This is a genomic window from Microbacterium sp. Gd 4-13, from assembly GCF_003095395.1.
Lineage (GTDB): Bacteria > Actinomycetota > Actinomycetes > Actinomycetales > Microbacteriaceae > Microbacterium.
The window spans coordinates 144826-171538 of sequence record NZ_QEIJ01000006.1; the positions used below are offsets into that span (position 1 = coordinate 144826).

The 26713-nt window shown below is 67.2% G+C and carries 20 protein-coding genes; 6 read left to right on the forward strand and 14 right to left on the reverse strand.

From position 1 onward, the window contains the following. Window positions 1–39: 39 nt before the first annotated feature. Window positions 40–1365 (reverse strand): UDP-glucose/GDP-mannose dehydrogenase family protein, encoded by a 1326-nt coding sequence (locus DEA06_RS12660; protein ID WP_116648358.1) that lies wholly within the window; start codon window positions 1363–1365, stop codon window positions 40–42. Between the two features lie 204 nt (window positions 1366–1569). Between DEA06_RS12660 and DEA06_RS12665 the strand changes: the two genes are divergently transcribed. From DEA06_RS12665 to DEA06_RS12685, 5 genes are all read left to right on the forward strand, one after another. Next, window positions 1570–3168, forward strand: coding sequence for a hypothetical protein (locus tag DEA06_RS12665; protein ID WP_116648359.1), 1599 nt, complete (start codon window positions 1570–1572; stop codon window positions 3166–3168). Between the two features lie 53 nt (window positions 3169–3221). Next, on the forward strand, window positions 3222–4685 hold the full coding sequence (locus tag DEA06_RS12670) for a lipopolysaccharide biosynthesis protein (protein ID WP_205781277.1): 1464 nt from the start codon (window positions 3222–3224) through the stop codon (window positions 4683–4685). Window positions 4686–4708: 23 nt separating this feature from the next. Continuing rightward, entirely contained in the window at window positions 4709–5917 is a 1209-nt protein-coding gene (locus DEA06_RS12675) for a polysaccharide pyruvyl transferase family protein (protein WP_165818000.1), read from the forward strand. 51 nt (window positions 5918–5968) lie between these two features. After that, window positions 5969–7093 (forward strand): acyltransferase family protein, encoded by a 1125-nt coding sequence (locus DEA06_RS12680; RefSeq protein ID WP_165818001.1) that lies wholly within the window; start codon window positions 5969–5971, stop codon window positions 7091–7093. A gap of 120 nt (window positions 7094–7213) precedes the next feature. Next, window positions 7214–8437: an Ig-like domain-containing protein gene (locus DEA06_RS12685; RefSeq protein WP_133241765.1), complete on the forward strand. Its 1224-nt coding sequence runs from the start codon at window positions 7214–7216 to the stop codon at window positions 8435–8437. A 20-nt stretch (window positions 8438–8457) separates the two neighbouring features. On the opposite strand, the gene DEA06_RS12690 is transcribed toward DEA06_RS12685, so the two are convergent. The 13 genes from DEA06_RS12690 to DEA06_RS16605 form a co-directional block, all read right to left on the reverse strand. Beyond that, the gene (locus DEA06_RS12690; RefSeq protein ID WP_116648364.1) at window positions 8458–9645 is read right to left on the reverse strand and encodes a cellulase family glycosylhydrolase; all 1188 of its coding nucleotides are present in this window, start codon (window positions 9643–9645) and stop codon (window positions 8458–8460) included. A 7-nt stretch (window positions 9646–9652) separates the two neighbouring features. After that, window positions 9653–11899 carry a glycosyltransferase family 4 protein gene (locus DEA06_RS12695; protein ID WP_133241766.1) on the reverse strand — a complete coding sequence of 749 codons (2247 nt, stop codon included), beginning with the start codon at window positions 11897–11899 and terminating at the stop codon, window positions 9653–9655. Continuing rightward, window positions 11896–12864 carry a glycosyltransferase gene (locus DEA06_RS12700; RefSeq protein WP_165818002.1) on the reverse strand — a complete coding sequence of 323 codons (969 nt, stop codon included), beginning with the start codon at window positions 12862–12864 and terminating at the stop codon, window positions 11896–11898. Before DEA06_RS12700 ends, DEA06_RS12695 begins: the two co-directional genes overlap by 4 nt. Before the next feature lie 232 nt (window positions 12865–13096). Beyond that, window positions 13097–14299, reverse strand: a complete 1203-nt coding sequence (locus tag DEA06_RS12705) for a cellulase family glycosylhydrolase (RefSeq protein WP_116648367.1) — start codon at window positions 14297–14299, stop codon at window positions 13097–13099. A gap of 1 nt (window position 14300) precedes the next feature. Next, entirely contained in the window at window positions 14301–15443 is a 1143-nt protein-coding gene (locus tag DEA06_RS12710; protein ID WP_116648368.1) for a glycosyltransferase, read from the reverse strand. Next, window positions 15424–16779 carry a right-handed parallel beta-helix repeat-containing protein gene (locus DEA06_RS12715; RefSeq protein ID WP_165818003.1) on the reverse strand — a complete coding sequence of 452 codons (1356 nt, stop codon included), beginning with the start codon at window positions 16777–16779 and terminating at the stop codon, window positions 15424–15426. The genes DEA06_RS12710 and DEA06_RS12715 overlap by 20 nt, the downstream gene beginning before the upstream one ends. Window positions 16780–16894: 115 nt before the next feature. Continuing rightward, a complete protein-coding gene (locus tag DEA06_RS12720) occupies window positions 16895–17866 on the reverse strand; it encodes a glycosyltransferase (RefSeq protein WP_116648370.1) in 972 nt (323 codons plus the stop codon). Between the two features lie 10 nt (window positions 17867–17876). Next, complete coding sequence (locus DEA06_RS12725) at window positions 17877–20051, reverse strand: glycosyltransferase (RefSeq protein WP_116648371.1); 2175 nt, start codon at window positions 20049–20051, stop codon at window positions 17877–17879. 15 nt (window positions 20052–20066) lie between these two features. Continuing rightward, a complete protein-coding gene (locus tag DEA06_RS12730; protein WP_116648372.1) occupies window positions 20067–21437 on the reverse strand; it encodes a polysaccharide biosynthesis tyrosine autokinase in 1371 nt (456 codons plus the stop codon). Between the two features lie 162 nt (window positions 21438–21599). Next, window positions 21600–22439: an alpha/beta hydrolase gene (locus tag DEA06_RS12735; RefSeq protein WP_165818004.1), complete on the reverse strand. Its 840-nt coding sequence runs from the start codon at window positions 22437–22439 to the stop codon at window positions 21600–21602. A 29-nt stretch (window positions 22440–22468) separates the two neighbouring features. Next, a complete protein-coding gene (locus tag DEA06_RS12740; protein WP_116648374.1) occupies window positions 22469–23503 on the reverse strand; it encodes a GDP-mannose--glycolipid 4-beta-D-mannosyltransferase in 1035 nt (344 codons plus the stop codon). Between the two features lie 82 nt (window positions 23504–23585). Continuing rightward, on the reverse strand, window positions 23586–24623 hold the full coding sequence (locus tag DEA06_RS12745; protein ID WP_116648375.1) for an acyltransferase: 1038 nt from the start codon (window positions 24621–24623) through the stop codon (window positions 23586–23588). Window positions 24624–24789: 166 nt separating this feature from the next. Further along, entirely contained in the window at window positions 24790–24951 is a 162-nt protein-coding gene (locus tag DEA06_RS16605; protein ID WP_165818005.1) for a hypothetical protein, read from the reverse strand. Between the two features lie 538 nt (window positions 24952–25489). Between DEA06_RS16605 and DEA06_RS12750 the strand changes: the two genes are divergently transcribed. Further along, window positions 25490–26569: a hypothetical protein gene (locus tag DEA06_RS12750; protein WP_116648376.1), complete on the forward strand. Its 1080-nt coding sequence runs from the start codon at window positions 25490–25492 to the stop codon at window positions 26567–26569. Window positions 26570–26713 lie beyond the last annotated feature (144 nt).

A 26713-nucleotide genomic window follows, 5' to 3' on the forward strand; every position in this document is an offset into this window, starting at 1 on the left:
CGAACCGGGGGCTCACTTCTGCCATCGGGTGGCCGGAGCTCACGGGCGTCCCATTCCGTAGTAGGTCCATCCGGCGGCGCGCCACGCGTTCGCGTCGAGGCAGTTGCGGCCGTCGATGACGATGTGGCCGCTGGTGAGGGATGCGGCGTGCTCGGGCGGGAGCTCGCGGCGGTACTCGTCCCACTCGGTGACGACGATGACGGCGTCGGCGCCGCGGAGGGCTTCGTCGCGGTCTTCGACGTAGTTCAGCTGCGGGTGGATGCGCCGGGCGTTCTCGATCGCGGCGGGGTCGGTGATGGTGACCCAGGCGCCGAGGCCGTGGAGACGGACGGCGACGTCGAGGGCGGGCGAGTCGCGGATGTCGTCGCTGTGGGGTTTGAAGGCGGCGCCGAGCACGGTGATGTTCTTCTTGAAGACCTGCCCGTCGAAGGCCTGCACGACGAGGTCGACGGCGCGGTCGCGGCGGCGGAGGTTGATCGCGTCGATCTCGCGGAGGAACGCGACCGATTCGCCGCGGCCGAGCTCTTCGGCGCGGGCGGCGAAGGCGCGGATGTCTTTCGGGAGGCAGCCGCCGCCGAAGCCGATGCCGGCGCCGAGGAAGCGGCGGCCGATGCGGGCGTCGTGGCCGATGGCATCGGCGAGGGTGGTGACGTCGGCGCCGGTGACCTCGGCGATCTCGGCCATCGCGTTGATGAACGAGATCTTCGTCGCCAGGAACGCGTTCGCGGAGACCTTCACGAGTTCGGCGGTGGCGTAGTCGGTGATGATGAACGGCGTGTTCTTCGCGACCGACGGGTGGTAGACCTCGCGGAGCACGGATGCTGCGCGCTCGCCCTCTTCGGTGGCGCCGTTCGCGTCGGAGGGGACGCCGGCGACCAGGCGGTCGGGGTCGATCGTGTCTTGCACCGCCCACCCTTCGCGGAGGAACTCGGGGTTCCACACCAGCGTCGCACCCGTCGGGGTGACGCTCTCGGCCAGGCGGGCGGCGGTGCCCACCGGCACGGTCGACTTGCCGGCGACGAGGTCGCCCTCGCTCAGGTACGGCAGGAGCCCCTCGACAGCGGCGTTGACGTAGGTGAGGTCGGCGGCGTAGCCGTCCTTCTGCTGCGGGGTTCCGACGCCGATGAAGTGCACCTTCGCGCCCTGGGCCGCCGACATGTCGGTGGTGAAGGTGAGGTTGCCCGATGCGATGCCGGCGGTCAGCAGCTCCTGCAGGTCGGGCTCGAAGAACGGCGCCTCACCCTTCGACAGCTGAGCGATCTTGCGCTCGTCGACGTCGATGCCGACCACCTCATGGCCGATCGACGCCATCGCCGCGGCGTGAACCGCACCCAGGTACCCACAGCCGATCACGGACAGACGCATGAGACTCCTCAGAGGGACGGAAGGAACTGCCTGAAAGCCGGCGATCATTGGCGGCGGAAGAGATATCGCGACAAGGGGCGATGCCTCTTTCTAGCAGACGCACGTGACCGGCAGTTGTCGAGAGGCCACACGACGGTGCAGGATTAATCGCTCGGAAACAGGGATTTCATTCCGGGCGGCTAGGTTCGTGACTATGGAACAGTCATGTCGTCCGGGGTGGGGGCGTCGATGACCTCGATGATCGATCGGCTCACGCCGCGTCGCGAGGGCGACCGCCCGACGCGTCGTCGTGGCCATCTCGTCGTCGTCGGCGGCGGGTGGCGACGCGGTGCGCGCATCGCCCTGCTGATCGCGCTCGGCGGCCTCTTCGCCGGCGGGATGACCCTCGGCATCCTCAGGTTCTTGAACGTCATCGTGCGCCTCGCGGCCATTCCACCCGAACTCGTCGGGCTCGTGATCGCTATCGCGCTGCCCGTCGCGGCCCTGGTGATGATCGCGCTCTTCGTGATCCCGGTGCATGTCATTCCGACCATCGCGCTGGTGATCCTCACCCTCGCACCGACGCGCTTCATCCCGAGCGACGGTCCGTTCAATGCGTTGCCACCGCTGGCGATCCTCATGGGGATCTGGGTGTTCCGACGTCTCGTGCTGGGTCAGACCCCGGCCGAGAACCTCCCCACCGACGGTGAGCATCGCCCGATGGGTCCGCGCTTCGCCATCGGTGCGATCGCCGTGCTGCTGCTGTTCTGGCTCATCGTCAGTACGGCGCTCGAGGGAGGATCCGACACCACCGTCGGCTGGACCCTCGCCTTCGCCGTGAGCGTGCTGATGCCGCTGCTGGTTCCGAATGCCCGAGCCGAAGCACGTCTACTCGCGCAGGTGGTCTTGGTCATCGGCGTGCTCGTCGGGATCTACCTGCTCATCGAGATGGTGCTCAAGTTCTCGCCGGTGTACGGAGCCCCGACGGAGGAGTTCGAGTTCTCGGTATACCGGGCTCGCGCCGCGTTCTCGCACCCGCTCTTCGCGGCGGCGTTCATGACGATCCCGGCGTCGATCGGCATCGGCGCCTGGCTGCAGTCCGGAAAGCTGTGGCCGCTGTTCGCCGGTGCGATCTCGGTGGGCGGCGTCGTGGCAACGGTGTCCCGCGGCTCTGTGGCGGGGGTCGGCGTCGCCGTGGCGTTCGCCCTCCTGCTCGCGCCGCTGTTCCTGGGGTGGAAGAACATCTCGCGGTGGGCGCAGCTGCTGGTCGTCTCCGCGATCGGTGCGGTGGTCGTGCTCAACGCCGGGCCCCTGGTGGAGCGATCGGACTCGATCGAGTCGCAGATCTCGGCCGACGTCCGTGACCGGGCCGTCGACGTGGCCTTCCGGGCGGCCGACCTCTCCGGATGGATAGGCACCGGCCCGGGCACCTCCGGCATCACGTCGCGACTGTTCGACACGATCATCATCGAGAACTCCATCCTCCAGCTGCTGATCAGCATCGGGATCCCGGGGTTGATCCTCTTCGCGCTGTTCATGACGGCCCTCATCTGGCAGGCGTGCACCAGGGGCAATCTGAGCATCATTCTCGCGATGGTGGCCTATGTCGTCGCGCTCGCGGGGTTCAACTCGATCGACGCCGTGCGCACCATGCACATCCTTCTCGGGTTCCTCGTGATCATGGCCGTCCATGGCCGGGGCGACGACGCGGCTCGGTGGGGACGTCGGCCGGATGCGCGCGAAGCGGCTTTCGAGCCGAGCGATCTGGCGAACGCGGCTCCGCTCGAGCCCCTCGCACCTGAACCCGTTCTGCGGAGAGGGTGACGGTGGGCTCGGGGGGGCGAGGTCTCGGGGCCGTCGCATCGCGGGGAGCCGCGGTGACTCTCGGGGCGCAGGGGATACGCATCCTCGTGCAGCTGGGCGGTATCGTTCTGCTGGCGAGACTGCTCTCTCCGGCCGATTACGGGCTCACCACGATGGTGATCGCGATCATCGGAGTCGGCGAGATTCTTCGTGACTTCGGTCTGTCGAGCGCGGCCATCCAGGCCAAGACGCTCTCCGTCGGGCAGCGATCGAACCTGTTCTGGATCAACACCGGCATCGGAGCGCTCCTGACCGGGATCGTCGCCGCGCTCGCCGTACCGATCGCCGCGTTCTACGACGACGATCGACTCATCGCGGTGACGTTGGCGCTGTCGGCGACGTTCTTGCTCAACGGTATTTCGACCCAGTTCCGGGCCGATCTGAACCGCCGATTCCGTTTCGGTGCGCTCGCGTCCGTGGAGATCTCCGCGCAGGCCGTGGGTCTCGGAATCGCGCTGATCCTGGCGGTCGCGGGCTTCGGGTATTGGGCGCTCGTCGCGCAGCAGGTCATCCAGGTGCTCTTCCAGGTGCTGATCCTGCCGTTCGTGGCACGGTGGATGCCGGGACTGCCCCGACGGGGTGAGGAGATGCGCAGCTTCTTCACCTTCGGTGGGCCGCTCGTCGCCTCCCAGGTGCTCGTCTACGCGAGTCGCAACGTCGACGCTCTCGTGATCGGACGCGTCTTCGGCGCCTCGAGCCTCGGCTTCTACAACCGGGCGTTCCAGCTCATGTCGCTGCCTCTGAATCAGATCAACGCGCCCTCGTCGAGGGTCGCGCTTCCCACGCTGTCACGACTCCGTGACGAGCCGGCGCGTTACCGGGAGTTCCTCACATTCGGGCAGATCACCCTCCTGAACATCGTGAGCCTCGTGCTTGCGCTCTGCGTCGCGCAGGCCGCGCCGATCATCGCCATCTCGCTGGGATCGCAGTGGGCGCCATCGGTGCCTCTGTTCCAGATCCTGGCCGTCGCCGGACTCTTCCAGGCGGCCTCTTTCGCCACGTACTGGGTCGTGCTCTCGCTCGGCCGGACCAAGCGACAGTTCTGGTACACCCTCATCACGCGGCCTCTCGTCATCGGGCTCATCATCGGGGGAGCCCTCTGGGGAGTGGAAGGCGTCGCCTGGGCGTACGCCCTGGGCAACGCGCTCCTGTGGCCCATGGGCATCGTCTGGCTCGTGCGCGGTTCGATCGCCCCGGCGGGGCGGCTGTTCGTCGGAGCGCTGCGGACGATCGTGGTCTATGCGCTGGCCGCCGCGGCGTCGTATGCGTCGACGATGGCCATCCCCGAGAGCCTCTCGATCGTGCGCATCCTCGTCGGGGCGGCCGTTCTCCTCGCGGCACTCGCCATCATCGCCCTGGTCTTTCCTCCCTTCCGCCGCGACGTGAGGGCCATGGCGGGCGCGCGCCGGTTCTTTCAGCGTCAGAGGTCTGCCCGCACCGCCCCGCCGTCGACGGAGCCCCAGGAGGCCGACCTATGAAACTGCGCAGGATCACACAGCGCGTGAAGAAAGAGGCACGCGGACTCGTCGACCGTGTGGGACACACGCGTCGCCGGTTCGGTGCTCTGGTCGAGGCCTCCGTGGGGAGTCCGGGCTCGTCGCATCACGTGCTCGTCGCCCCTCCGGGAGCCGGGAACATCGGAGACCAGGCCATGGTCGAGGCGTTCGTCGCCGCGGCCGACAAGCCCGTCACGATCATCACCCGTGCCCGTGACGACTTCCACCTTCCCGCCGACCTCGCCGAGCACGCGAGGATCGAGGCGCTGCCGAACCTGTTCTACGGGCAGGGGTCGGCGCACGAACGTGATGTCCGTGCCCTCGGGCGGGTACTGACCGGCGCCGCGAGCGTGTCGATCATCGGTGCCGACATCATGGACGGGGTCTACACGCTGCGACCCTCGATACGGCGAGCGACCCTCGCGGCCTCCGCCGCGCGCCGAGGATTCGATACGACCGTCATCGGGTTCAGCTGGAACAGTGCCGCACCTCGCCCCGCGTGGGACGCCCTGCGCGCGGCCGGGCAGGCGGGGGCGCGACTGCTGCTGCGTGATCCCGAATCGGCGAGAAGGGTTCGGGATGCGGGCATTGTCGGGGTGGTCGAAACGGCCGACATCGTCTTCACCGACGATCGGCTGGCCCCGGTGCTCCCCGACGTGGCCGCGTCGTTGCCGCGCCCGTATGCCCTCGTCAACGCGAGCGGCCTGATCGCCCGCACGGTCGATCAGGTGCCCGAGTATGCGTTGCTCATCGAGGAGCTGCGCTCACGCGGACTGCATGTCGTTCTTCTTCCGCATGTCATACGCACAACGGCCGACGATCTCTTGGCCTGTCGAGGTGTCGCGGCCTCGGTCGGTGGCGCGGGCGTGACCTTGATCGAAGAGATGCTTGCTCCCTCGGTCATTCGCACGCTGGCCGACGCGGCGACCGTCACGATCACCGGCCGGATGCATCTCGCGGTGATGTCGCTCTCAAGGGGAGTGCCGGCGGTCACCGTCGCGACGCAGGGGAAAGTCGAGGGTCTCATGAGGCTCTTCGATTGGCCGGAACTGTGTGTCACGCCGAGGCGCGGGATGGGGGAGGAGATGGTCGCCGTGGTGCGCAGCATCCTCGACTCAGACGACAGCCGGGCGCGTGTCGAACGCGGACTGGTCCGTGCCCGTGGGGCGGCGCGGGCGAACATCGAACGAATCGGTGCCGGCGCTGCGGGTTAGCCGGCCAACGGGGGGAATGTAAGAGTGGGGACAACGAAAGCTCGGAGCACCGTGCTGCTGCGCGATGACGTCGGAAAACGAGACTGGGTCGATTTCGTCAAAGGAGTGGCGATCATTCTGATCGTCGCCTACCACGCGGCGCTTTTCCTGACATCTACGGGCATGGACATCGCAGGTATTGGTCGGGCCCGAATCGTGCTCGACCTCTTTCCAATGCCGGCCTTCTTCTTGATATCTGGAATGTTCCAGGCTCGCATCGGCACCTGGTCGTTCGCCGACCTATGGCGACGTCGCCTACGGCAGTACTTGTACCTCTACGTGCTGTGGTCTGTCATCCGGTTTATCTTCTACCTGATCGCCCCCAATGTTCGTTCGGATGGGGCGGGCAGCTCGGCGCAGGACCCGCTCGCGCTGCTGGGGATTCTCTTCTGGCCGATCAGCTCGTATTGGTTTATCTATGCGCTCTTTCTCTTCACGCTCGTAGTCTGGGTGTTCCGCAAAGCGCCGATCGCGGTGCTACTCGCCATTGCCGCAGTCGTCGGGGCGTTCGCTGCTTCGGGGATGCTCGACACTGGCAACAGCGGATTCAACCGCATGGCGGAGTACCTGATCTTCTTCGTGATCGGGACGGCGTTCCACCGACGCATCTACTCCGCCGTCGAGTCCACGCGCGCGTGGAAGGCGTTCTTGCTATGGGCGGCCTTCCTAGCGTTCTGCGGACTGGTCTTTGCCGCTCCCATTGCCATCTACGTCCCCGGCGTCGTGCTCGTGGGTGAGGCGCTCGTCGTCGCAGCCGTGTTCTCGCTCGCGGTGTACCTCGTGCGACTGCGGTTTCTCGGCTGGGTGAGCTACATCGGGCAGCGCGCCCTGAACATCTACCTCGTGCACGTGTTCGTGATCGCGCTCTTCGCCGCGGGGCTCTCACTGATCCCAGCGTTCGACGATCCTCTCCCCGACCGGGGGCTGCTCCTGCTCGCCGGCATGACTGCTGCGGTGATCGTGGTTTCCATCGTTCTGACGCGCTACCTCACCCGCGTTTCCTGGCTGTTCGTCTATCCCTTCCGCGCGAAGACGCCACGGTCGGTTCCCGCCTCGGAACGCGATCGCGCACCCGACGGGGGCGCGGCCACGACGGAGGTGCAGAAGAGACCGGATGATACGCGGGGCGAGGTTTAACGGTCTTGAAACAAGCCTTTCGCAATTCAGTAGTGCTTAACCCGCCCAGGTGTGATGCCATGTTCCGTGGGGGGAAGCGCGATCCGGCCTTCTCGATCTCTCAGACGACGGGAAAGTGCCATGAACAAGAATGTTGAGCAGAAGGGTAATAGCGGGGGCGGCCTTTCGAGACGGGTGTTCCTGGCCGGGGCCGCGGGAGGGCTGGGCGGTCTCGCCCTCGCGGGGTCGTCGCTGTCACCGGCCACGGCGGCAGGGGCGACGCCGACGTTGCCGGCCGAGTACTACCGCAAAGCGAACCAGCGGACTGCGGCCGGCACGCAGTACGACAACATCAACGTACGCATCAACGGCGACGTCGCACGCATCTTCGTGCCGCAGACTGCGAAGCCCGGCGGTGCGCCCGTTCCCGTTGTGTGGTTCTATCACGGTGCCCGCACCGATCACAACGCGCTTCAGGCGGGGTTCCTCTCGCACTCCGAGGCGGTGGTGGACCGGGGGTCGATCGCGATCTGCCAGACGGCTGGCGGGACGCTTTACTCGCACCCTACGGCGGTAGCGCTGCAGGAAGCGGGCACCGCCTACATGAACTCTGTCTTCAATATCTCGACGAATGTCCTCCGTGCCACGTCGGCGGGCGGGGCCCTTGCGGTGGAGACATATGCGCGAGGCATCATCGCGAACGTCGCGGGGCTCTACACCGTGAACGGTACGTACGACCTGCGAGCGCACTACGACGCGGGCGGGATCCAGCGCGACGCAATGTTGAGCGCCTTCCCCGACGTTGCCGCGATCGACGCCGCCAATCCGGCGCGACACGCCGCCTCGGCGTGGCAGGGCAAGCGACTGCGCGTCGTCGTCTCGACACCGAACGAGAGCGATACGACGGTGCCCCCGGGGTCGCACGGACTCGCGCTCCAGCAGCGCGCGAGTTCGACCGCAGCCGAGGCCTCTGTGCGCACTCATACGAACGGACACAGCACGCCTGGGTTCGTCAAGCTCGACTTCGCGGCGGCTATGGACAGGTGGGGCGTTCCCGACGCCCCTGTGGTGGTCGACACGCAGGCGCCCTCCGTGAGTCTCATCTCGCCCACCGCGGGGCAGACCATCAAGGGAACGGTCACCGCTCGGATCTCCGCCACGGACAACGTCGGCGTCGTCAGCGCCGGGATCTACTCGGGCACGAGGCTTCTCGCGGCCGCGACGAAATACAGCGCCAGCGAGTGGCGGGTGTCGTTCGACACCGCGACGGTGCCCAATAGCGCGTACACGCTGACGGCAAGGGCGAGCGACGCGGCGGGGAAGACCGGCACTTCGTCGGCGGTGCGAGTCACGATCCGCAACTAACGAGGCGTCGTGCGCGCACCTCACCCACTCTTAGGTCGGGTGAGGTGCCGCTCGATCACCTCTGCCTGCGACAGCGCCGTGTCGATGCCACTGGTGGAGGGGATGCCGGGCACGCTGGCGACGTAGGCCAAGAGAGTGCCGGCATCGCTGGATCCGGACGCTGCGAAGTAGGTGACGTCGAAGCTGTATTCGTCGGCGATCGAGTAGAACTGCTCGAAGAAGGCGTTCCAGCCTTCGGCCGATTCACGGGAGTAGACCCCGCCTTGACCTCCGGAGGGCCACCCGACCTCGCCGACCGAGCACCGCACGCCCCAGCGCTCGCACCAGTCGCCGAACTCGCGCAGCCGGTCGAAGACCTGTTCTGCTACGATGCCCGGCTCGAACGGCCCTCGCTCATCGGCATAGAAGTGCTCCGAATACATCACGAGCCCGAGCTCGTCGACGATCCAGGGCCCGTCCGGCGCGATCGCTGAGAGGCGACCGCGCGTGTCGCTGAGGATGCCCTCGATCCACACCGTGTGCGCGTCGCCGGTGGAGCGGATGGCGTCGACCGCCACCTGGGCGAACCGCTTGTAGGTGTCGACACCGACCGACCATCGGGGTTCGTTGAAGACGTCGTAGGCCAAGACGTTCCCGTCGTCCCGGAAACGCTCGGCGATCGTCGACCAGATCGTCGTGACGTGCTGCTCGGAGATGCCGTCGCCGCACCGCAGGCTCCCTTCCACGAACTCGCCCGCGCCCCAGGGGTAGGTGCAGCCGTTGTGCAGATCGATCACCGTGCGGATGCCGGCCGCTCCGGCACGACGCACCTGTTCGGCGACCATGTCGAGGTACTCGGTGTCAATCGGCTGCTCCAGACCGTCGGCGGCGGTGCCACCTGCGGGAATCGTCTGAAGGCGCTGCCACGGCACGGCAAGGCGGATAATCGAGACGCCCCGCCCGCTCAGAAAGTCGTAGCTCGTTTGCGGCTCGCCCACATCGGCGGTGGCGACGCCACCCCCCGCGAAGATCAGGCTGTAGACGTTGACTCCGCGCAGATAGTCGTTGCCGTCGAGGTAGTCGGGGTCGACAGTAGAGAACGGTGGGGGAGCGGGGCCGACGAAGGCGCGAGGGATGACGATGACGGCTGCGATGGTCAGAGCGGCGAGCAAGACCGCTGCGATGGCGGGAGCCGCGCGGCGGCGAGGAAGTCGTCGGCTGATCGCCATGGCCGTCCTAGCCGTGCGGAGGGTGGTCGACAAGGTCCGGCAGCGCACCGAGAGGCGAGAGCCAAACCCTCTCGACGTTCGGGAACACCGCTTCCGCCGAGTAGTGCGAGATGAATCGCTCGTGCGCCCGGCTGGCGATCCGGTCGCGGCGCTCCGCGTCGGACATCAGGCCTTCTAGGCCCACGACGAGAGCGTCCACGTCGTCGGGGGCCACCACGACACCGTGCCCGCCGCCGAGTACCGCGGGGATGCCACCGACAGACGTGGATACGACGCTGGTGCCGCGAGCCATCGCTTCGAGAATGAACATCGGCATCGCTTCGTCCCGGGACGGCAGGACGGCGACGGATGCTTCGTCGAGTAAGCGCATGAGGTGCTCGTGCGACACGCTTCCGAGGAAGGTGGCGCGCGTCAAGCAATCGTCGACAAGCTGAGCGTCGCGAACCGGGCCCGCGATGAGCAACGTCCAATCCTCGTGGCGCAGAGCGAGTCGTCGCCACGCTTCCTGAAGCACGTCAATACCCTTCCGGTAAGAGACGACGCCACCGAAGACGACAGTCTTCTGCTTCTCGACCGGGTCCGCGACGGGGATGGCGTTTGGTAGGAGGCTGACCAGATCGGCTCCGACTAGGCCGGCGGCGATCGATCGCGTCTCCTCCGATAGGGCGATGACATGCGCGCACACGCCCAGCACCTTGGCGACCGTCGCAGAGTGCTCTCGCTCGTATCGGGCGAACTCGCTGCCGTGCAGGTGCGCGATCACCGGCAAGCCGAGCCGTGCTGCGAACGCGGCGAGGTGGCCCTCGCGGAGAAATGACCCACGCTCGGAGAGGTGCACGACGATGACGGCGGGGCGGCGGGAGCGGGCGATCTCTGCGATCCGGGTGCGCGCGGCGAGAAGGTGACGGACTCCGGTCACGTGATCGCCGGGGTTGCCGCGAGATACGATCACGTCGACATCGCATCCCTCGAAGGCCCACCCGAGGTAGGCGTTGATGACTTGCGTCATGCCTCCCGGGACGTCACCGGCCCGCCCGACGTGGTAGACGATAGGGCGCGATTGCCTGCCGCGCGCGCCATGCTGATCGGGTGCGGCGCGCTCGGCATCTGGGCGACCGGAGCCCGCACGCCGCAGGAGGCGGTGCAGATCCTCTTTCACCCCGAGGAGGCGCGTCCGCGCGTGCGGGAGCGCCTCGAGGATGTCGGCGCGGCGCTCGTCGACCATGACGATCCGCATGGCAAGTTCGGAGGGCGACAGTCCGATGGTGTTGATGGAGATGTCGTGCACGCCGATCGTGTCGAAGTGGCGTGAGATCTTCAAGGAGTCATCGAGCTGCAGGCCTACGGGGACGGCTCCTTCCGTGTACCCGGCGATGATCACGTGCAGCCGATCGCTCGCGACGATGCGCGCACGCCGGTAGAGGGCGCGAAGGCGCTGCTCCTGATCGAGATGTCCGGCCAGGACAGGCCAGTCGACGATCTCGTGCGCGTCGAGATCCACCGCGAGCCGCCGGGTGCGCTCGTCGTCCACCGAAACCTGCGTGGCGACGGCGATCCGCAGCCCTAGGCGCTTCGCCGCCTCTCGGATGCCCTCGATCCACGCAGAATCCGGATAAGGACGAGGAGCGACTTCGTCGTCCTCGCGCAGTGAGACCACCAGCAGGTCGCGGTCGTCCGACGGCGCGACCGCGGAGGCGCGCAGAAGGTCGTCCGAGAGTCCATCGCTGTATCCGAGGTCAGGCATCGATGAGCCGAACCCGAGGTAGCGCGCGGTGTGGTCGTCTCGCCACCGCGTGTAGTTGCTGAGCGCGCTCGACGGCCACATGATCGCGCGGGGCAGTCGGGCGAAGTTACGCGCTCCGGCGCCGATGCGTGCGACTCGGCCACCACGGGCCCGGACGAGCGCAACGGCGGGCAACATCACGACGTGTTCTTTCATGCCGATCAGGGTCAGCTGCACCTCTCCGGGCTTGTAGACGGAGTCGGCTCTGCCGGCGACTGCCGCTCTCAACAGCGCGAGGTACCACCGCGCGAAGGAGCGATAGACGACATCGTCACTTCGGAGCCCGAGCCCCGCGTCATAGCCATCGGGAGAATGACCCACGTACACGTGAAGACGGCCCGCTTCGCGCACCCAGTCGAGGAGCGGACGACGCAGGAGCACATCGCCGATGTTCTCGTACTGGCCTCGACCGACCGCAAAGATCTGGCGTCGCTGCTTCGGAGAACCGTCTGCTCGATCGCGCCCCGTCACGCTGCGCGCCACACCGGGTCGAGACGGGCGTTGTCGATCACATGTCGCCGGGCCGCGCGCTCGCAGATCTCGCGCGTGAGGTCGGGTCCTTCCACCGGGATGCCCACGCCCATCGAGGTGACGAGATCTGCGAGCTCCACCTGGTGATCGTCGACGTGCTCGTTTCGAGAGGCGCGCCGGACCGCATAGACCGCGTAAATGCCCGACGCGAGCATGTCGACCAGGGTTCCGACGCCGGTGTGAGTGATGACGAGGTCCGCCTCACGAGCCTGCCGGTTGAACTCGTCGGGTTGCAAAAAGTCGTGGACCTGGCCCGGGAGATCATCACGCGAGGTATACCCCAGCTGCCATACGGTCTCGGGGTTGGCCAGACCAGTAGCCAGGAACGAATCGATGACCGAGTCGAAGCGGTAGCCCTGAATGGTCCCGAGAGCGACGAACACCTTGCGGATGGCCTTGCGATCGGTGGTCGGCTCGCTCCGAAAGTCCTCCAGGACGCTGGGATATGCCTTCCAGTGAGAGTCGGCCCACTGGGGGTTCTGCGTTCGCAGGTGAATGCCCGGCGTGTGCCGGAGGATCTGCCCCGTCAGTGAGGGGCCCTTGAGCCTGCTGACGCTCTCTACGTAGGTGCTCGGGATGCCGTGCAAGGCGGCGAGCGGTAATGCCGTCGTCGCCACGGCGGCGCCTGTGCTGATGGCGGCGTCGAAGCCCTCCCCGCGCAGAATCCTTTCGAGTGCGGGCACCGCGGCGATCGTGCCGCGCAGATCGCGGGGCCCGATGTAGGGCAGTGCCGCCATCCGCTGACCTTCGAGCAAGTGGCGGCTCTGAAGTGTGTCGAAGGTGACCCACAGGCTCTCTGGATCGGAATCGAAGCGCCGGTGCAGCCTCAGAAGCTCGGTGAGGTGCCCCCCGCTCGAGCACACGAACAATACTTTCCCCCCGGAACCCGGGATCTCTTCCCCCACGTGCGATGCCCCCATTTGCGATGACGTCGAATCGACGACGACGACCGCGCCACCCCGCCACCGTTCCCCCAGTGAAGAGATGGATCGCGATCTGTTCGCGTCCCCCTGTGAACAAGATACGCCTAGCGGAAACCCAGTGCACAATCTGGTGTCGCGCTCTTTACGCGAAGCTAGCGAGCGTGCAACAATCGTTGGCCGATTTTCGTGGCGCGCAGGCCGAAGGTGCGGCGCCTTACTCGCCGGCGAGTTTCGACAGGTGCCGTTCGATCACTTCGGCCTGCGAGCGCGCCGTGTCGATGCCGCTGCGAGCGGGGATGCCGGGTTGGCTCGGCACGTAGGCGAGGAGCATTCCGAACCGGTGGGTTCCCGACGCCGCGAAGTAGGTGACGTCCAGCTTGTACTGGTCGGCGATCGTGTAGAACTCCTCGAAGAGGGCGGCCCACCCGTCGGCCGACTCCTGCGAGAACTGCTCGCCGGGCCCGCCCGCAGCCCATCCGACCTCCCCGACAGCGCAGTGCACCTCCCAGCGCGTGCACCAGTCGCCGAACGTTCGCAGTCGCGTGAGGATGGTGCGCGTCTCTTCCTCGGCGATGTACTCGAGCTGCGAATCCGCGTAGAAGTGCTCCGAGTAGATGATGCGGCCGAGCGGGTCGATGATCCACGGACCCCAGGGGGCGATCGAGGCGAGCCGGCCGCGTTCGTCGCTGAGCATGCCTTCCACCCAGATCGAGTGGGTGTCGCCGGTCGCGCGGATCGCGTCGACGGCGACCTGCGAGTAGTACATGTAGACGTCTACGCCCACCTGGAAGCGCGGCTCGTTGAAGATGTTGTACGCCGCGACGTTCGGATCGTCGCGGAAGCGTTCGGCGATGGTGGACCAGATGTATGTCACGTGGGCTTCGGTGATGCCCCGCCCGCAGAGGACGCTGCCCTCGATGGGTGCGGCGGCCCCCCATGGGTAGGTGCAGCCGTTGTGCAGGTCGATGACGGTGCGGATACCCGCCGCTCCGGCACGGCGCACCTGCTCCGCGACCATCTCGAGATACTCGACGTTCACGGGCTCGTTCAGGCCGTCGATGGCGTCGCCGCCGTCGGGTATCTCCTGCAGGCGCTGCCACGGGACGGCGAGACGAACGATCTTCACGCCGCGCTCCGCGAGAAAGTCGTAGCTGGACTGAGGCTCACCCAGCGCTGCCACCGGAATGCCCTTGCCGGTGAAGATCAAGCTGTAGACGTTCACGCCCCGGAGGTACTCGTACCCGGCGAGGTACTCGGCGTCACCACTGGTCGTCAGGGTACGGTCCTCGACCGCCTCGGTGTGTGTCGGCGACGGCTCCCCTGAGGTCGTCGGGGAGAGCGAGACAGACAGCGTGACGCAGAAGAAGGCGAGGGCGAGAGCGACAGCGGCTAACGCGTACCTGCGGCGGACCCGCACCTCAGACGGCCACGCGCTGCGCGGCTGCGTAGTCGAGAGCTCGGCCCATCACCGCACCACTCGTGGCGGAAGAGAACCGGTCGAGCCAGCCTTCGATTCCCGTCACTCCCAGGCGGGCAGCCGCGTACACGGCGTCCGCGATCGCAGACGGTGAATCATCGAAGGCGAGTTCACCGGTGATGCCCGGGATGAGGGCATCGGCGACGCCCAAGGCGGTCGAGATGCCTACCGACGGGACGCCGTGCGCCGCGGCTTCGACCAGAACGCGGCCGAGCCCGACCGCACGGTGAGGAAGGAGCACCACCGCGTTCGGGGCGAGCTGGGCGGCCCACCCTTCGCCGCGCGGTGAGACGGTGAACGTCACATCGGAGCGCTTCGCGAGAGCCGCCACCTCGCGGGCCAGAGGCCCTTCGGCGTGGGCCACGACGTGCGTGGGCACACCGCGGGAGTTCAGGTCTCGCGCCGCGAGGATCGCGAGGTGGGGCCGGGTCGCGGCGACGAGGAGGTTGGCGATGACCAGCTGGATACCGGCCGATGGATCGATCGAGCGCGCGATAGGGTTCGCGGCGGCGGGGAGCACCGGGTCGTGAACGACCAGGCTCCGACTCGCCGGCACGCCGAAGGCGGCGCTGAGTTCGGCGCTGATCGGATGGGACGAGCCGATCACCAGGTCGGCCTCCGGATACGCGCGCCGAGCGCGCCGGATCCGTCGCATCGCGGTGATACCGGGGCGAGCGAGGCCGGACGTGAGAAGTTCGAGCTCGGTGAGCACGAGGATCGGCCTCGCCGCCATTGCGGCGACGGCCTCCGCCGCGAGCAGGTTCGGCCCGGTCTGCAGGGCGAGAACGATGTCGAACGGCGTTTCCGACAGCAGGCGACGGATGCTGCGGACCTTCCCGCTCCGCCCTCCGTCGGGGTACCTCACCGTCACCGCGGCCGGCAGGGCGAGAGAACGGTCGGCCGGCTCGGCCGACACGGGGACGACGGTGACGTCGTACCCCGCGCCGGCCAGCCAACGCAGGCGGTCCACTCCGATGTGTTCGGCGTCGCCGCCCGTCAGCCGAGTGACGATAACCGCGATGCGGCGCCCGTCGCTCTGGTGTTCGTTGTGGTCACGATGTTCGTCATGGAGAACAGAAGACATTCGTGAGCCCGCTTCCGGATGAGGTGATGTCGTTGTCGCACGCAACCTTCACCCGGCGGTTCTTGTCGTGAACCCAGACGCCGTACCCAGAGGAGTTCGCCGTCCCCGTGTTAGCGAAGAATTCGTTGTCGTACCCCCAATTCGACCACACCATCGACGAATATGCATGCTCGACCGCATCGGAACCGTCGTTGTAGGCAATCGTCCAGGCGTTCCCGGTGACCAGCACCCACCCCAGGGAGCGGGACCCGGGGAGGGATCCGGACAGGGTGTTCCCCCCGATGATTCCTCCCGTCGTTCCTTCTTTGGCCTCGATGTGCTCTGCGCCCGTATCGGAGATCGTGTTCATGATGATCTTGTTTCGGTCGGACTTGTCGGGCAGGCCCGCCGTCACCTCTGACCACCGGCGCTGAGACGTGCCGATGTACACGCCCTCGCCGTACGCGACGTCACGGACTCCCGTGCGGCTGATGGTGTTGTACTGCACGGCGCTGTCGGTCGTCTGCGCGTAGAGGTGGATGCCCTCGTACCCGATGTTCGACACCGCGAGGTCGCTGACGGTCACATCGCGGCTGTTCTTCACCATCACGCCCTGGAGCGAGGTCGTCACGCTGAACCCGGCGACATGCACGTGGGCCGAGAAATGCACCCGCAACGCCAGGCCCGTGTTCACCGAACCCGTCTGGAGCACGGCCCCTCGCCCGCCGCAGAGCCAGACCGGCTGGGCAGCGGTTCCGACTACCTGCAGCGTGAACTCGCCGGTGTAGACGCCGTCGTTGAGTCGGATGACCGACCCGGGCTGTGCGCTACCGAGCGCGTCGGTGAGCTCGGCAGCGGTGGAGACCGTCGTCGTCGCGTCCGGGCACTCGCCGATGCGTCCGGGGGTGTCGAGGTTGGGCACGGAGCGAACCGCGCCGACGACGAAAGAATCCATGTGCGTGATGCGCGAACTGGATTTCGCGTTCTTCTGTCCCGACCCGACGATCTTGATCGTGTGGGTGCCAGGACCGACGTCGGCCTGATAGCCGACGATGCCGGTGGTACTCGAGGGTGCGTAGTTGTCGACGGTGGCGACGGTCTTGCCATCCACGATGACGTTCACGATTCCTGCGGTGGGGGAGTTCCACGTGTACCAGGTGATCGACGCACCCGTGAAGGTCAGGGTCGCGGACGCGGTTGTCGAACTCGTGTGGCGGATGCTGCCGCCGCTGGACCCGGACGACGAGAGCCGCGACCAGCTGCCCGTGTAGGTGATGTTGGGCGAGCTGTCTTCATATGTCCCTGCGGAGGAGACGGTGGCCGCCTGTGCGGGCGTTGCCGGAGTCGAGATCAGCACACCCGTCAAGGCAACCAGGAATGCGAGAAGAAAGGCGCTAGGCCTTGTGATGGGTCGGTCGAACATCATCAGCCCCTGAGATCGGCGAACAGAAAGGCGCTCGCCTACCTTGCGGCTACCTCTCGGCGAGGGCGAGCAGTGCGCGGTGAGCACGCACAGATGTTTTCGCCGTGATGCATAGTGCGAGGCGCCTCATATCGCGTCGTCGAGCGACCGCCCACATGTTTTGCATGGTGAGGGCGCGTCGTCGCTCCGAGATCAGAATTGCCCGCTCGGCGGGGGAATAGCCCGCGAACAGGGCATCCTTCAGACCTGACAGATGGATGTACCGAGCGCGGAAATAGCGGTAATCGTTCGATGCCTTCAGACCGAGACCTGCAGCGTCTCGGTTGACTGCTGCGTCGATAATAGCGAGGCTATCGGATCGTTTCGATACCGAATTTATGATCGAGTCGTCTCTCAGTAAATACTGGTAAACAAGTGGTGACGAATATGTTACGCGGCGTGCGTGAGTGAGTGCATCGGCGACCATGACGAGGTCTGATTGCACCCGGGCGGGGGCGAATGACGCCCTGGTCATGACCTCGCGACGGAACAACTTGTTCCAGAGGTGCCCGGTGATCTCTCCTCGGAGGAGCATGCGGAATCCTTCTCGGCCCGAGGTGGGAGCCGAGACCGGAGCGGAGAGTCTTCGATGCGTGCCGTCTCTGTAGACGAATTCCGCGTCAGCGACCGCGATGTCGGCATCGTTGCGCTGCGCAAGAGCGACGAGTGTGCGCAGGGCGTCATCCGGCCACGTGTCGTCGGCGTCGACGAACCACAGGAACTCGCCCCGCGCCTCCGCGACCGCGCGCTGGCGCGCTCTCGCGACACCCCCGTTCTCGGGGAGGGCGAAGAAGCGGACCCGGGGGTAGGTCTGCGCCAGTGCTTCGGCGGTCTGCGCGGTGCCGTCGTCAGAACCGTCGTCGACGATGACGATTTCGAAGGGGGCCTCGATCGTCTGGCGATCGAGCCGGTCGACCGCAGCAGACAGATGCTCCGCAGCGCGGTAAGCGGGAATGATGACGGACACGAGTGGACTGGTCATGGCCGGCTTCCTATCCGTGGGTGCGCGTGCGCAGAGCGGCGGTGAGGTCGTTCAGGACGGTTCGAGCGTGCCCGACAGCACGCATGATCTCGGAGCGGCGACTCAGCGCATCCGTCATCACCGACAGCGCCTCGTCGTACGAGGGAAGGGCGCGGGGCACACTGGTGCCGACGATGTTCGCCCCCTCGAGAGTCCGCGTGACCTTGTCGAGCGGACCGGTGGTGAGAGCGACCGGCACCGCACCCTCGGTGGCTCCGATGACAGCCGCATGCAGGCGGTCGGTGAGTATGATCGCGCTGTCGCGGTAGACGGAGCGCAGGCGCTCCTCTTGGCGCGCGTGATTGTCGTCGACCCAGGTGATTGCCGTGCATCCGAGTCGCTCCGCCAGCTCGTCGGCGAGGGGGCCGTCGCGTTCGATCTGCGCGAGCACGACCGGCTCGAGACCGAGAGTGTCCGCCAGCCGGCGAACGGTCGCGATCCACTCTGCCGTCGGCTTGTCGCGTGCCGCATGGCTGAGGCCCTGGCGCACCGCGATGGCGAGGAAGGGCCGGGGTCGAGCGTCGTCCGTGAGGAGCTCGTCGTCGGACCCCAGCGCGAACGCCCAGTCGGGGGTCACCGAGCCGATTCCCATGATGCGACGGCTCATGTCGTCGCGCCAGGTGACCATCGTGCACACGCGCAGCACCGCAGCGATCGGCCGGCGCCACGGAGTCGACTCGCGCACGCCCGTTCCCAGCTGCACGGCGAAGCCGCCGCGAAGCCGGTTGATCGCGAGGAGCGGGGCGAGCTTGAGATATCGGCGCGCGAACGGCGCCTGTGCTTCGGTCTCGCCGGTGTCGAAGGCATAGATGCCGCGCCCGGCGAGGAGCTGACGTGAGACCGCCCGACGCCACTGGGCGCCATTGCGGACGGCGATGTCGCCCTGCTGCAGGCCGAGGCCGCTGATGTAGTCGTCCGACTTGTCTCCGACGTACACGCGCAGCGGGCCGAGGGTGCGGAGATGGTCGAGGAAACCGCGGCGCAGGACCGTATCGCCGACGTTGTCGAACTGGCCCACCGCCGACACCATCACGGTCGGCCGGGGGCGTGGGCCGGTGCGGGACGTGCGTCGCGTGGCCTTCTCGATCGCACGCAACAAGAGCGCCCCGCTGTTGTCGCTCGAGAAGCGCCGAGCCCACTCGTCGACGCGACCGATCGATGCGGAGCGTGCGCGGAGGATGGCGGCGGCCAGGTCTTCGGGGGTGCCCGCAAGGGCCAGTTCGCCCGAGATCGTGGGAACGAGAGCGTCGGCAACGCCGTAGGAGTTCGAGACCGCGACGCTCGGTATGCCGCCCAAGGCGGCCTCGACCAGCACGTTGCCGAAACCCTCGCGGTAGGACGGCAGCACCGCGATCGCGTTGGCCGGGGTGTCAGCGACCCAGTCCGACGTCCAGCCGGGAATGGAAAGCGGCACCTCGGCCGCACGTGCAGCTTGCTCCAGTTCATCCAGGCCCGGTCCCTGGCCGAAGCACACCAACCGTGCGTCCACGCCCTGCGCGCGCAGGATCGCGGCCGCCGCCACGGCCAGCGGAGCCCGTTTCTGAGGCACGAGCCGCATGGGCAGAACCAGGTTGAGCGGTGCCTCCGGATCGAAGGGCGAGGGTTGCTGCCGGTGACGTGCCCTCACCTCGGAACGCTGCCCTGCCGGGTTCGGCACGATGACCAGACGGGAGCGCAGCACGCCGTACGCGCCGATCAGTTCGGCGGCGACGGGGTGGGAGATGGCGACCACGACATCGGCTCGGCGATAGAAGCGCTGAGCGGCCAGCAGCTTCAGACGCTCTCCGCGCGTCGGGGGTTCCCCCTCGCGCGAGGTGATGTTGCGCTCGCTGATCAACACGGCCGGCCGATTCGCCAACCTGACGGTAGCGGCCAGCGCGAGCAGGTTCGGGTAGCTCTGCACCGCGACGAGAGCGTCGGCCGGCTCGCGGATCAGCTCGCGCCGCAGAGCTCGAACGAGTCGGGCGTGCCCCGTCGCGCCGAGCGGGCGCACCCGAGCGCCGCCCGGCAGCCGGGTCTCATCCGTCGGCGAGGTCGTGATGATGCGAGTGTCGTGCCCGTGGGCCGCAAGCCACTCCGCCCAGACGCGCGCGACGAACTCCGCACCGCCACCACTGAGCTTGGTCGTGAGGATCGCAATGCGCACGGCTGAGCTATCCGGTCAGTCGGTCTTGCGAGCCGGTTGCAGCTCGCGGTAGAGAGACGTCGACGGGTCGGCGTCGCTGCCTCGCACGGGGGCGTTCATCATCACCACGCCGATGACCTCGACGCCGACGGCCTCGAGGGCCTGCGCCGCCGAATCGAGCTGGCCGGTCGTGACGCGGCCCGCCGATACCGCCAAGACCGTCGACTGGGCGACGGACGCGGCGAAGATCGTGTCGCTGAGCGGAAGCGCGGGCGGAGCATCGATGAAGACCATGTCGTGCGACGCACGAAGCTCTTTCACCACGTTGCCGAGCTCTGCCCCCGAGAGCAGCTCGGCAGGGCTGTCGACGCTCTTGCCCGCCGCGAGCACGGTGATGCCCTCGGTCTGGTGCAGCGACGGGGTGAGCTCGGCGTCTCCGCGCAGCACCTCCGCCAGGCCTGGCCCTGTCAGGCCGAGCAGTGCGGAGAGGCGACCCGAGCGGAGGTTCGCGTCGATGACAGCCACACGGACACCGAACTCGTTCATGGCCAGAGCGATGTTGGCGGTGAGGGCGGAGGTGTTGTCACGGGGGGTTGCGGCCGCGATAGCCACGACACCCAGGCGCGCATCGGGTGTGTGACCCAGAGTGGCGGCGATCGTGCGATAGGCCTCTGCCTCTCGACCGAGCGGCTGGGAGACGAGGGCCACGCCGGCCGCGCCGTGCGCCGCGGGTACTCCGCCGAGGATGCGGCGCTTCGACAGTGCCGCCGTCGCGGTGATCTCGTCACGGGTGTGGATGCGGCGGTCGGTCGCCGCAGCGACCGCGAGCCAGATGAGGCCGACCGCGAGACCCGCGCCGAGGCCTACCGCGGTGTTCACGAGCAGGTCGGGCGTCTCGGGCTCGGGGGGCGCGACCGGGTCTTGAAGGGTCTCGATGCGAACGGGGGCCGCCCCACCGGTTGCCGGAGTCTCGACCTCGGTGATCACGTTGGTGAACGCCGTGATGTAGGCCTGAGAAAGGACCGCAGCATCCTGCGCCGTGCCGGCTTTGCCCGACAACTGAAGTATGGGTGTGTTGAGCGGAGCGACCACTTCGAGGTCGAGTGCCAGCTCTTCCGGGGTGTCGCTGAGCCCGAGGTCGGTGATCACGGCTGACAACACTCTCTCCGACAGCGCGATCTGCTGGTAGGCGATAGCTTTCTGAACCGCGAAGCTGTTTGCTTGCGCGAGGTCTGATGAGCTTGCGCCCACGGGGGCGTTGTACGTCACGACCAGCGAGCCCGTCGCTTTATACGTCGGAGCGATGATGACGACGGACAGCGCGCCAGCGGCGCCGCCGATCAGGGTAAGCACGACAACGGCCCACCACCATTTCCGAAGGGATCGAAGGACCGTGGTGCTAGTCATGACGTGTTCCGTTCGTCTGTCGCGCAGGAGCCGAGCCGTGCAAAGGGGGATCTGTGAGACAAACCACGTCTCGCGGTTCCCCCAAGACCCTCGAGACCTTCTGAATCTACCGTCGCCATATTGCCGCGATGTTGTGGCTTCTAGTCGGACTGTGTCGTCGAATCACGATGCTGCCTCGAGGAAATCGAACAACGATGCCCGCGTCTTGCTGTTCAGCAGGCTAAGGCCGTGGTTGTCGCCGTCCACGACGACGAGTTCGTTCTCGACGCCCGCGGCGTTCATCGCGGCGACGAGCGCCTCCGCTTGCGCGAGGGGAATCAGCTCCGCCGATCCGTGGATGAGAAGCGTGGGTGGCAGTGCGGCGGCGACCGAGACCGGCGAGGCGACGACCGCGGACGGACACTCCGTCAGCTTCGCGCACCCGAGGTACCCCTGCACCACGAGCTCCAGCTCAGGCGGAGGCGAGCCGAGCTCGCGGGCGTCCTCGGTGAGTACCCCCGCCGTCGAGAGGCCGACCACTGCATCGACAGGGGTGCCCGCTCCGGCAAGGGATGCAGCGGCCGTCATGACGATGATCGCACCGGCAGAGCTCCCCAGCAGTGACATGGAATCGTTCAGATTGAACCTGTCTTGCTGGGCCGCGTCTCGAAGCCATTCGGCGGCTGCGGCGACATCGTCCTGCTGGGCGGGATAGATGGACGGCACGAGTCGATAGTCGACCGAGAACGCCGCGAACCCCGCATCGGCCAGGTCGCCGCAGATACCCGACATGGTCTTGCGGTCGCCTTCCTGGAAAGCGCCCCCGTGCACAAGCACGACGGCTGGGACCGGTTCGTCCGCATTGACTGGAAGGCAGGCATCGAGCGCCAGCGTCTGGCCATCGATCTCGCGATACACGATGTTGCGCTCTACCTTCGAGGTGGGATCGGGAATGTCGGTGCGGCCGCCTCCGCATCCCGCCAGAACGGCGAGCGACGCGATGGCCACAGTCGCTGCCATCATGCGTACGGCGCCTGATTCGACCCGAACTCTCATCGGTGATTCCTTCCCCCGGCTGCCGCGATCGCGGCGATGTAGACGTCGCGGTGGCGACGGCCCACCTCGTCCCAGTCGCGGCCAGTCAGTTTTGGGCGATCGCTCGGGGCGAGGGAGGCAGAAGCATCCACTCCGGCCGACAGTACAGCGTCGGTGAGGGGCCCGTCATATTCGAGTACCCATCCCGGCCCGACCTCGGCAGACAACGCAGTGTTCGACGGGCTTCGCGGCACAAGGATGGGGCGATCGAGCGAGAGCGCCACGAGAGCGGCACCGGAATTGTGCATCTCGGCGTAGGGGAGCACGACGAGACTGGCCGCGCTGATCTCGCGAACCAGGTCTCCGTCATCGACAAACTCGAGCGCCGCAGAGACGTTCGCCGCTGCCGCCGCTCGCCGGCGAATGGGCTCGCGCAGCTCAGTAGTCGGTGACCCGACGATTCGCAGTCGCGATCCCGGGCGCGGTCGCGACGAGAAGGTGTCGATGAGGGCCTCGACGTTCTTGTACGGGCGGATGATTCCGAAGTAGAGGAGTAGGCCCGGCTCCTTCGGGGCGCGGGGGTGCGAGGCAAAGCGGTCTCGGTAGTGGCCGTGGAGGATCGTCACGGTCGGGGCGGGCGACCGGACCTCAGTAGTTGGATTGAGGAGGATCGACATGGCCGTGACACGGTCTATGCGGTCGAGGAGTCGGCGCTCCGCACGCGTGCCCGATTCGTGCGGGCTCACGTTGTGCACGGTGCGGATCACCGGGATGCGTCGCGCCCTCGCAAGCATCAAAGTGGCCCGCATCGCCTGACGCTTTGCGAACCGGATCCGGCGGGTCTTACCTCTGAGGAGAAGCTCCGGCCAGTGGATATGGAGGACGTCGTAGCCGCCCCGCAGTGCCGACTTCCACGAGAAGTAGGTCACTGCGACATCGTTGGGCGCCCCCTCCGTCATCTGATCGACGTAGCGGGTCTTGCCGTCCGGCGGTGCGAGTGAGTGGAGCACGCGCACGCGAGGCGCAGAGTCGTTGCCCCGAGCGCGCACCATACGTGGGAGGTTAGCCCGACTCGGCCAGGTGCGATGCATCCGCCACTACTTGTTAACGCGCATGAAACCGCCGCGGCGAAGGTTACACCTTCGCATCGTCGTCGAGACGAGCACGCCGAGCGGGACGGAGCCAACGCTCTGCAGGTCGCTCGACGGCGACGTGCAGCAGCCACGCGGCAAGGATTGAGAGGGGTACGGCTGCGAGCACCACCACGATGGGCGGAAATCCGAGTCGCAGGCCGACAGCGTCGCCGGTCCACAGCACGAGTCCGTGGACGAGGTAGATGCAGTACGACCAGACTCCGAGCCGAACGAGCCAAGGCCAGCGCATGAAGGAACGGCGACCTTCGAGGTCATTCACGGCGAGGGAGAGAACGAGGATCGCGAACGGGATGAGCGTGATCGCGTAGTGCCCCATCGGGTACGGCAGGAACATCGCCGCGACCACGGCTGCCGTCGCAAGCGGGATGCTGAACCAGAGGCTGATACGAGGTCGCCAGCCGCCCGCCACCAGAGTGCCGATGACCACGCCCACAACGAACTCGGGCAGCCGGATCGGAGGGAAGATGACGAACGCCCACTGGGTGGTGTCATCGGGGAACGCAGCACCGACGGACCCCCATGTGATCGACAGCACCGTCGCGACGCCACCGAGGGCGAACAGCCCGTTCCGGTTGAGCTGACGCGTGAACGTGCGGATCAGTGGGAAGACGACATAGAAGAAGATCTCGCAGGACAGACTCCAGAAGATCGCCTGTGCTCCGAAGTAGATCGCTTGGTCGGGCACCCACGCCTGTACCAAAAAGAGGGCTGGCAAGTCTGTGAGATTGAGGTCGCCGATGCGGAACAGCCAGGCGCATGACAACAAGAAGACGACGAAGTAGGCGGGGTAGATGCGCGCGAACCGCTTGCGATAAAACGTCATCGCTGTGTCGGTGCGTCGATCGGTCCAGGCCATGACGAACCCGCTGATGACGTAGAACAACGAAACCCCGACCATGCCTGAGGAATGAACCTCGTCAAAGCGGTTCGTGGCGTGATGCCAGAAGACGAGGAACACGGCGAACGCTCGGACGCCCGTGAGCGAACCGAGATGCGCGATGCGGGTAGCCGTGGTCACACGGCTGAGCGTATCGGCCGTCGGGCGATCGGCGGTTACGGGGAGGTAAGCGTTCTTTCACTTTCGGGTCCCGCGCGGCGCCCGCGGCATCGGTCACCGCATATTAACGCGCGTGAAATCCGGCCCGCGCTCGCCGCGTGGCGTGCTCAGCGCGTGATGTCGGCTATCAGGTGACGGCGGGTCGCTCGGCGCTCAGGCGCTGTTCGCGCTCGGAGTTCTCCGTCTCTTGTCGACGGTCGGCGGATGCTGCGGCGCGCCCGAAGACGAGTGCCACCCCGCCGGCGATCACGACGTAGAGCACGAGCAGTAGCAGAAAAAGAATGACCATGGTGACTCCCCAGTGAATCGACCGTTGTGGATCAAGCTAGACCCCCACGCGGTCGCGGCGGGTGAGATCCCTCTCATGTCGGGCGAATTCTGGGCGACTTTCAATTCCAAGTCCAGGGTTTTCCTGATTTGTCCCCCAAAAGGGGGACACGGATGTATGCTCACCGACAGCCCGCCCCGAAACGGAGGCACCCCTGACCGGGGCGGGCCTCAAGGGAGATGACATGGCGACGATTGCCTTTCCGCGGCGGGCCAGCGTGGCCGTCCGTCGAGCGCACGCGAGCCCCGGCCCGAGCCTGCGAGATGCGGTCAACCGCATGCTCTACGGACAAACGACGGTGACCTGCGAAGAATGCGGCACGCCGCTTCGCCCCCACCGTGCGGTCTGGCGAGGTGCGCATCCTTACTGCTCCGCCGAGCACGAGGCGGCCGACTCGTTCTGACGCCGACGCCGGTGTCGAGCTCTTCTCGCGGCCGGTCGTGCGCGGCACTACCCTGTGGGCAGCGAGCGTGGGGCTCGCGGTGACGACGGGGGAGAGATGGCGCACACGACCGGTGGGGACGCCGAGGTGCCTCCGACCGACCGGCGTCGGGAGCGAGGCCGTGCGCGGACCGTCGTGGCCGCGGTTCTCATCGTGGTCGGTGCGCTTCTCGCACCGGTGGCCGCCGCGGCGGCGTGGGCGCACACGACCCTCACCGACACCGACCGGTTCGTCGAGACCTACGCGCCGCTGGCGAACGACCCCGCGGTGCGCGATTTCGTCACCGACGAGACTGTTCGCGTCATCGCTGAGCAGGTCGGCATTGCGCAGCTCGCCTCCGACGCCATCGACGGCATCATCGGCCTCGGCACCGGTCCCGTCGCGACGCAGGCGCTGGAGGCGTTGAAGGGATCGGTTACCGAGGGACTCGAATCGCTCGTGCGGTCGAAGGTGAGCGACCTCGTCGCATCCGAGGGGTTCGACACGGTCTGGACGAACACGCTGCGAATCAGCCACGTGCAGCTGACCGCAGCCCTCGAGGGTGATCCGGATGCGTTGGTGGGTCTGGGCGACGACGGTTCGATCGGCATCCAGCTCGCACCGATCGTCGACGCGGCGAAGCAGATGCTGGTGTCGGACGGGTTCACGTTCGCCGACCAGATCCCCTCGACCGACAGGGTGATCGCGGTGGCGCAGTCGGATGCTCTTCCCGCGATTCAGCGCGGATATGACGTCGCCGTCGTCTCGGGGGCGTGGTTGCCGTGGGTCGCGCTGCTGCTGATCGGCGCGGGTGTCGCGGTCGCCCGGCGCCGGTGGATCGCGCTGATGTGGGCGGGGATCGCGGTGGCCGCGACGATGACGGTGCTCGTGGTGGCGCTCGCCGTGGTCGGCGCTGTGGCCCCAGGCGGGATCGTCTCGTCGGAGATTCCTGCGGGGGTGGTCGACGCTCTCCTCGATGCCGCTCTCTCGCCGCTCCGAGGCGCAGCGGTGCTCGTGATCGTGGGAGCGCTGGTGGCGGCGGTCGTGGGCTGGGTCGCGGGTCCGTGGCGCGCGCCGCGGGCGCTGCGGGGCTTCGTGCTCATCCGCGCACGGGGTGTGCGCGCTGCCGCGGGGTCTCGGGAGACGGCGGCACACTGAGCCGAGCTGCCGGGAGGCGCAAGCCCCCGACGCCGTTCGGTGGCCGGTCGTAGGGTCGAGTGATCTGGGGGGGGGGGGGGGGGGGGGGGGGGGGGGGGGGGGGGGGGGGGGGGGGGGGGGGGGGGGGGGGGGGGGGGGGGGGGG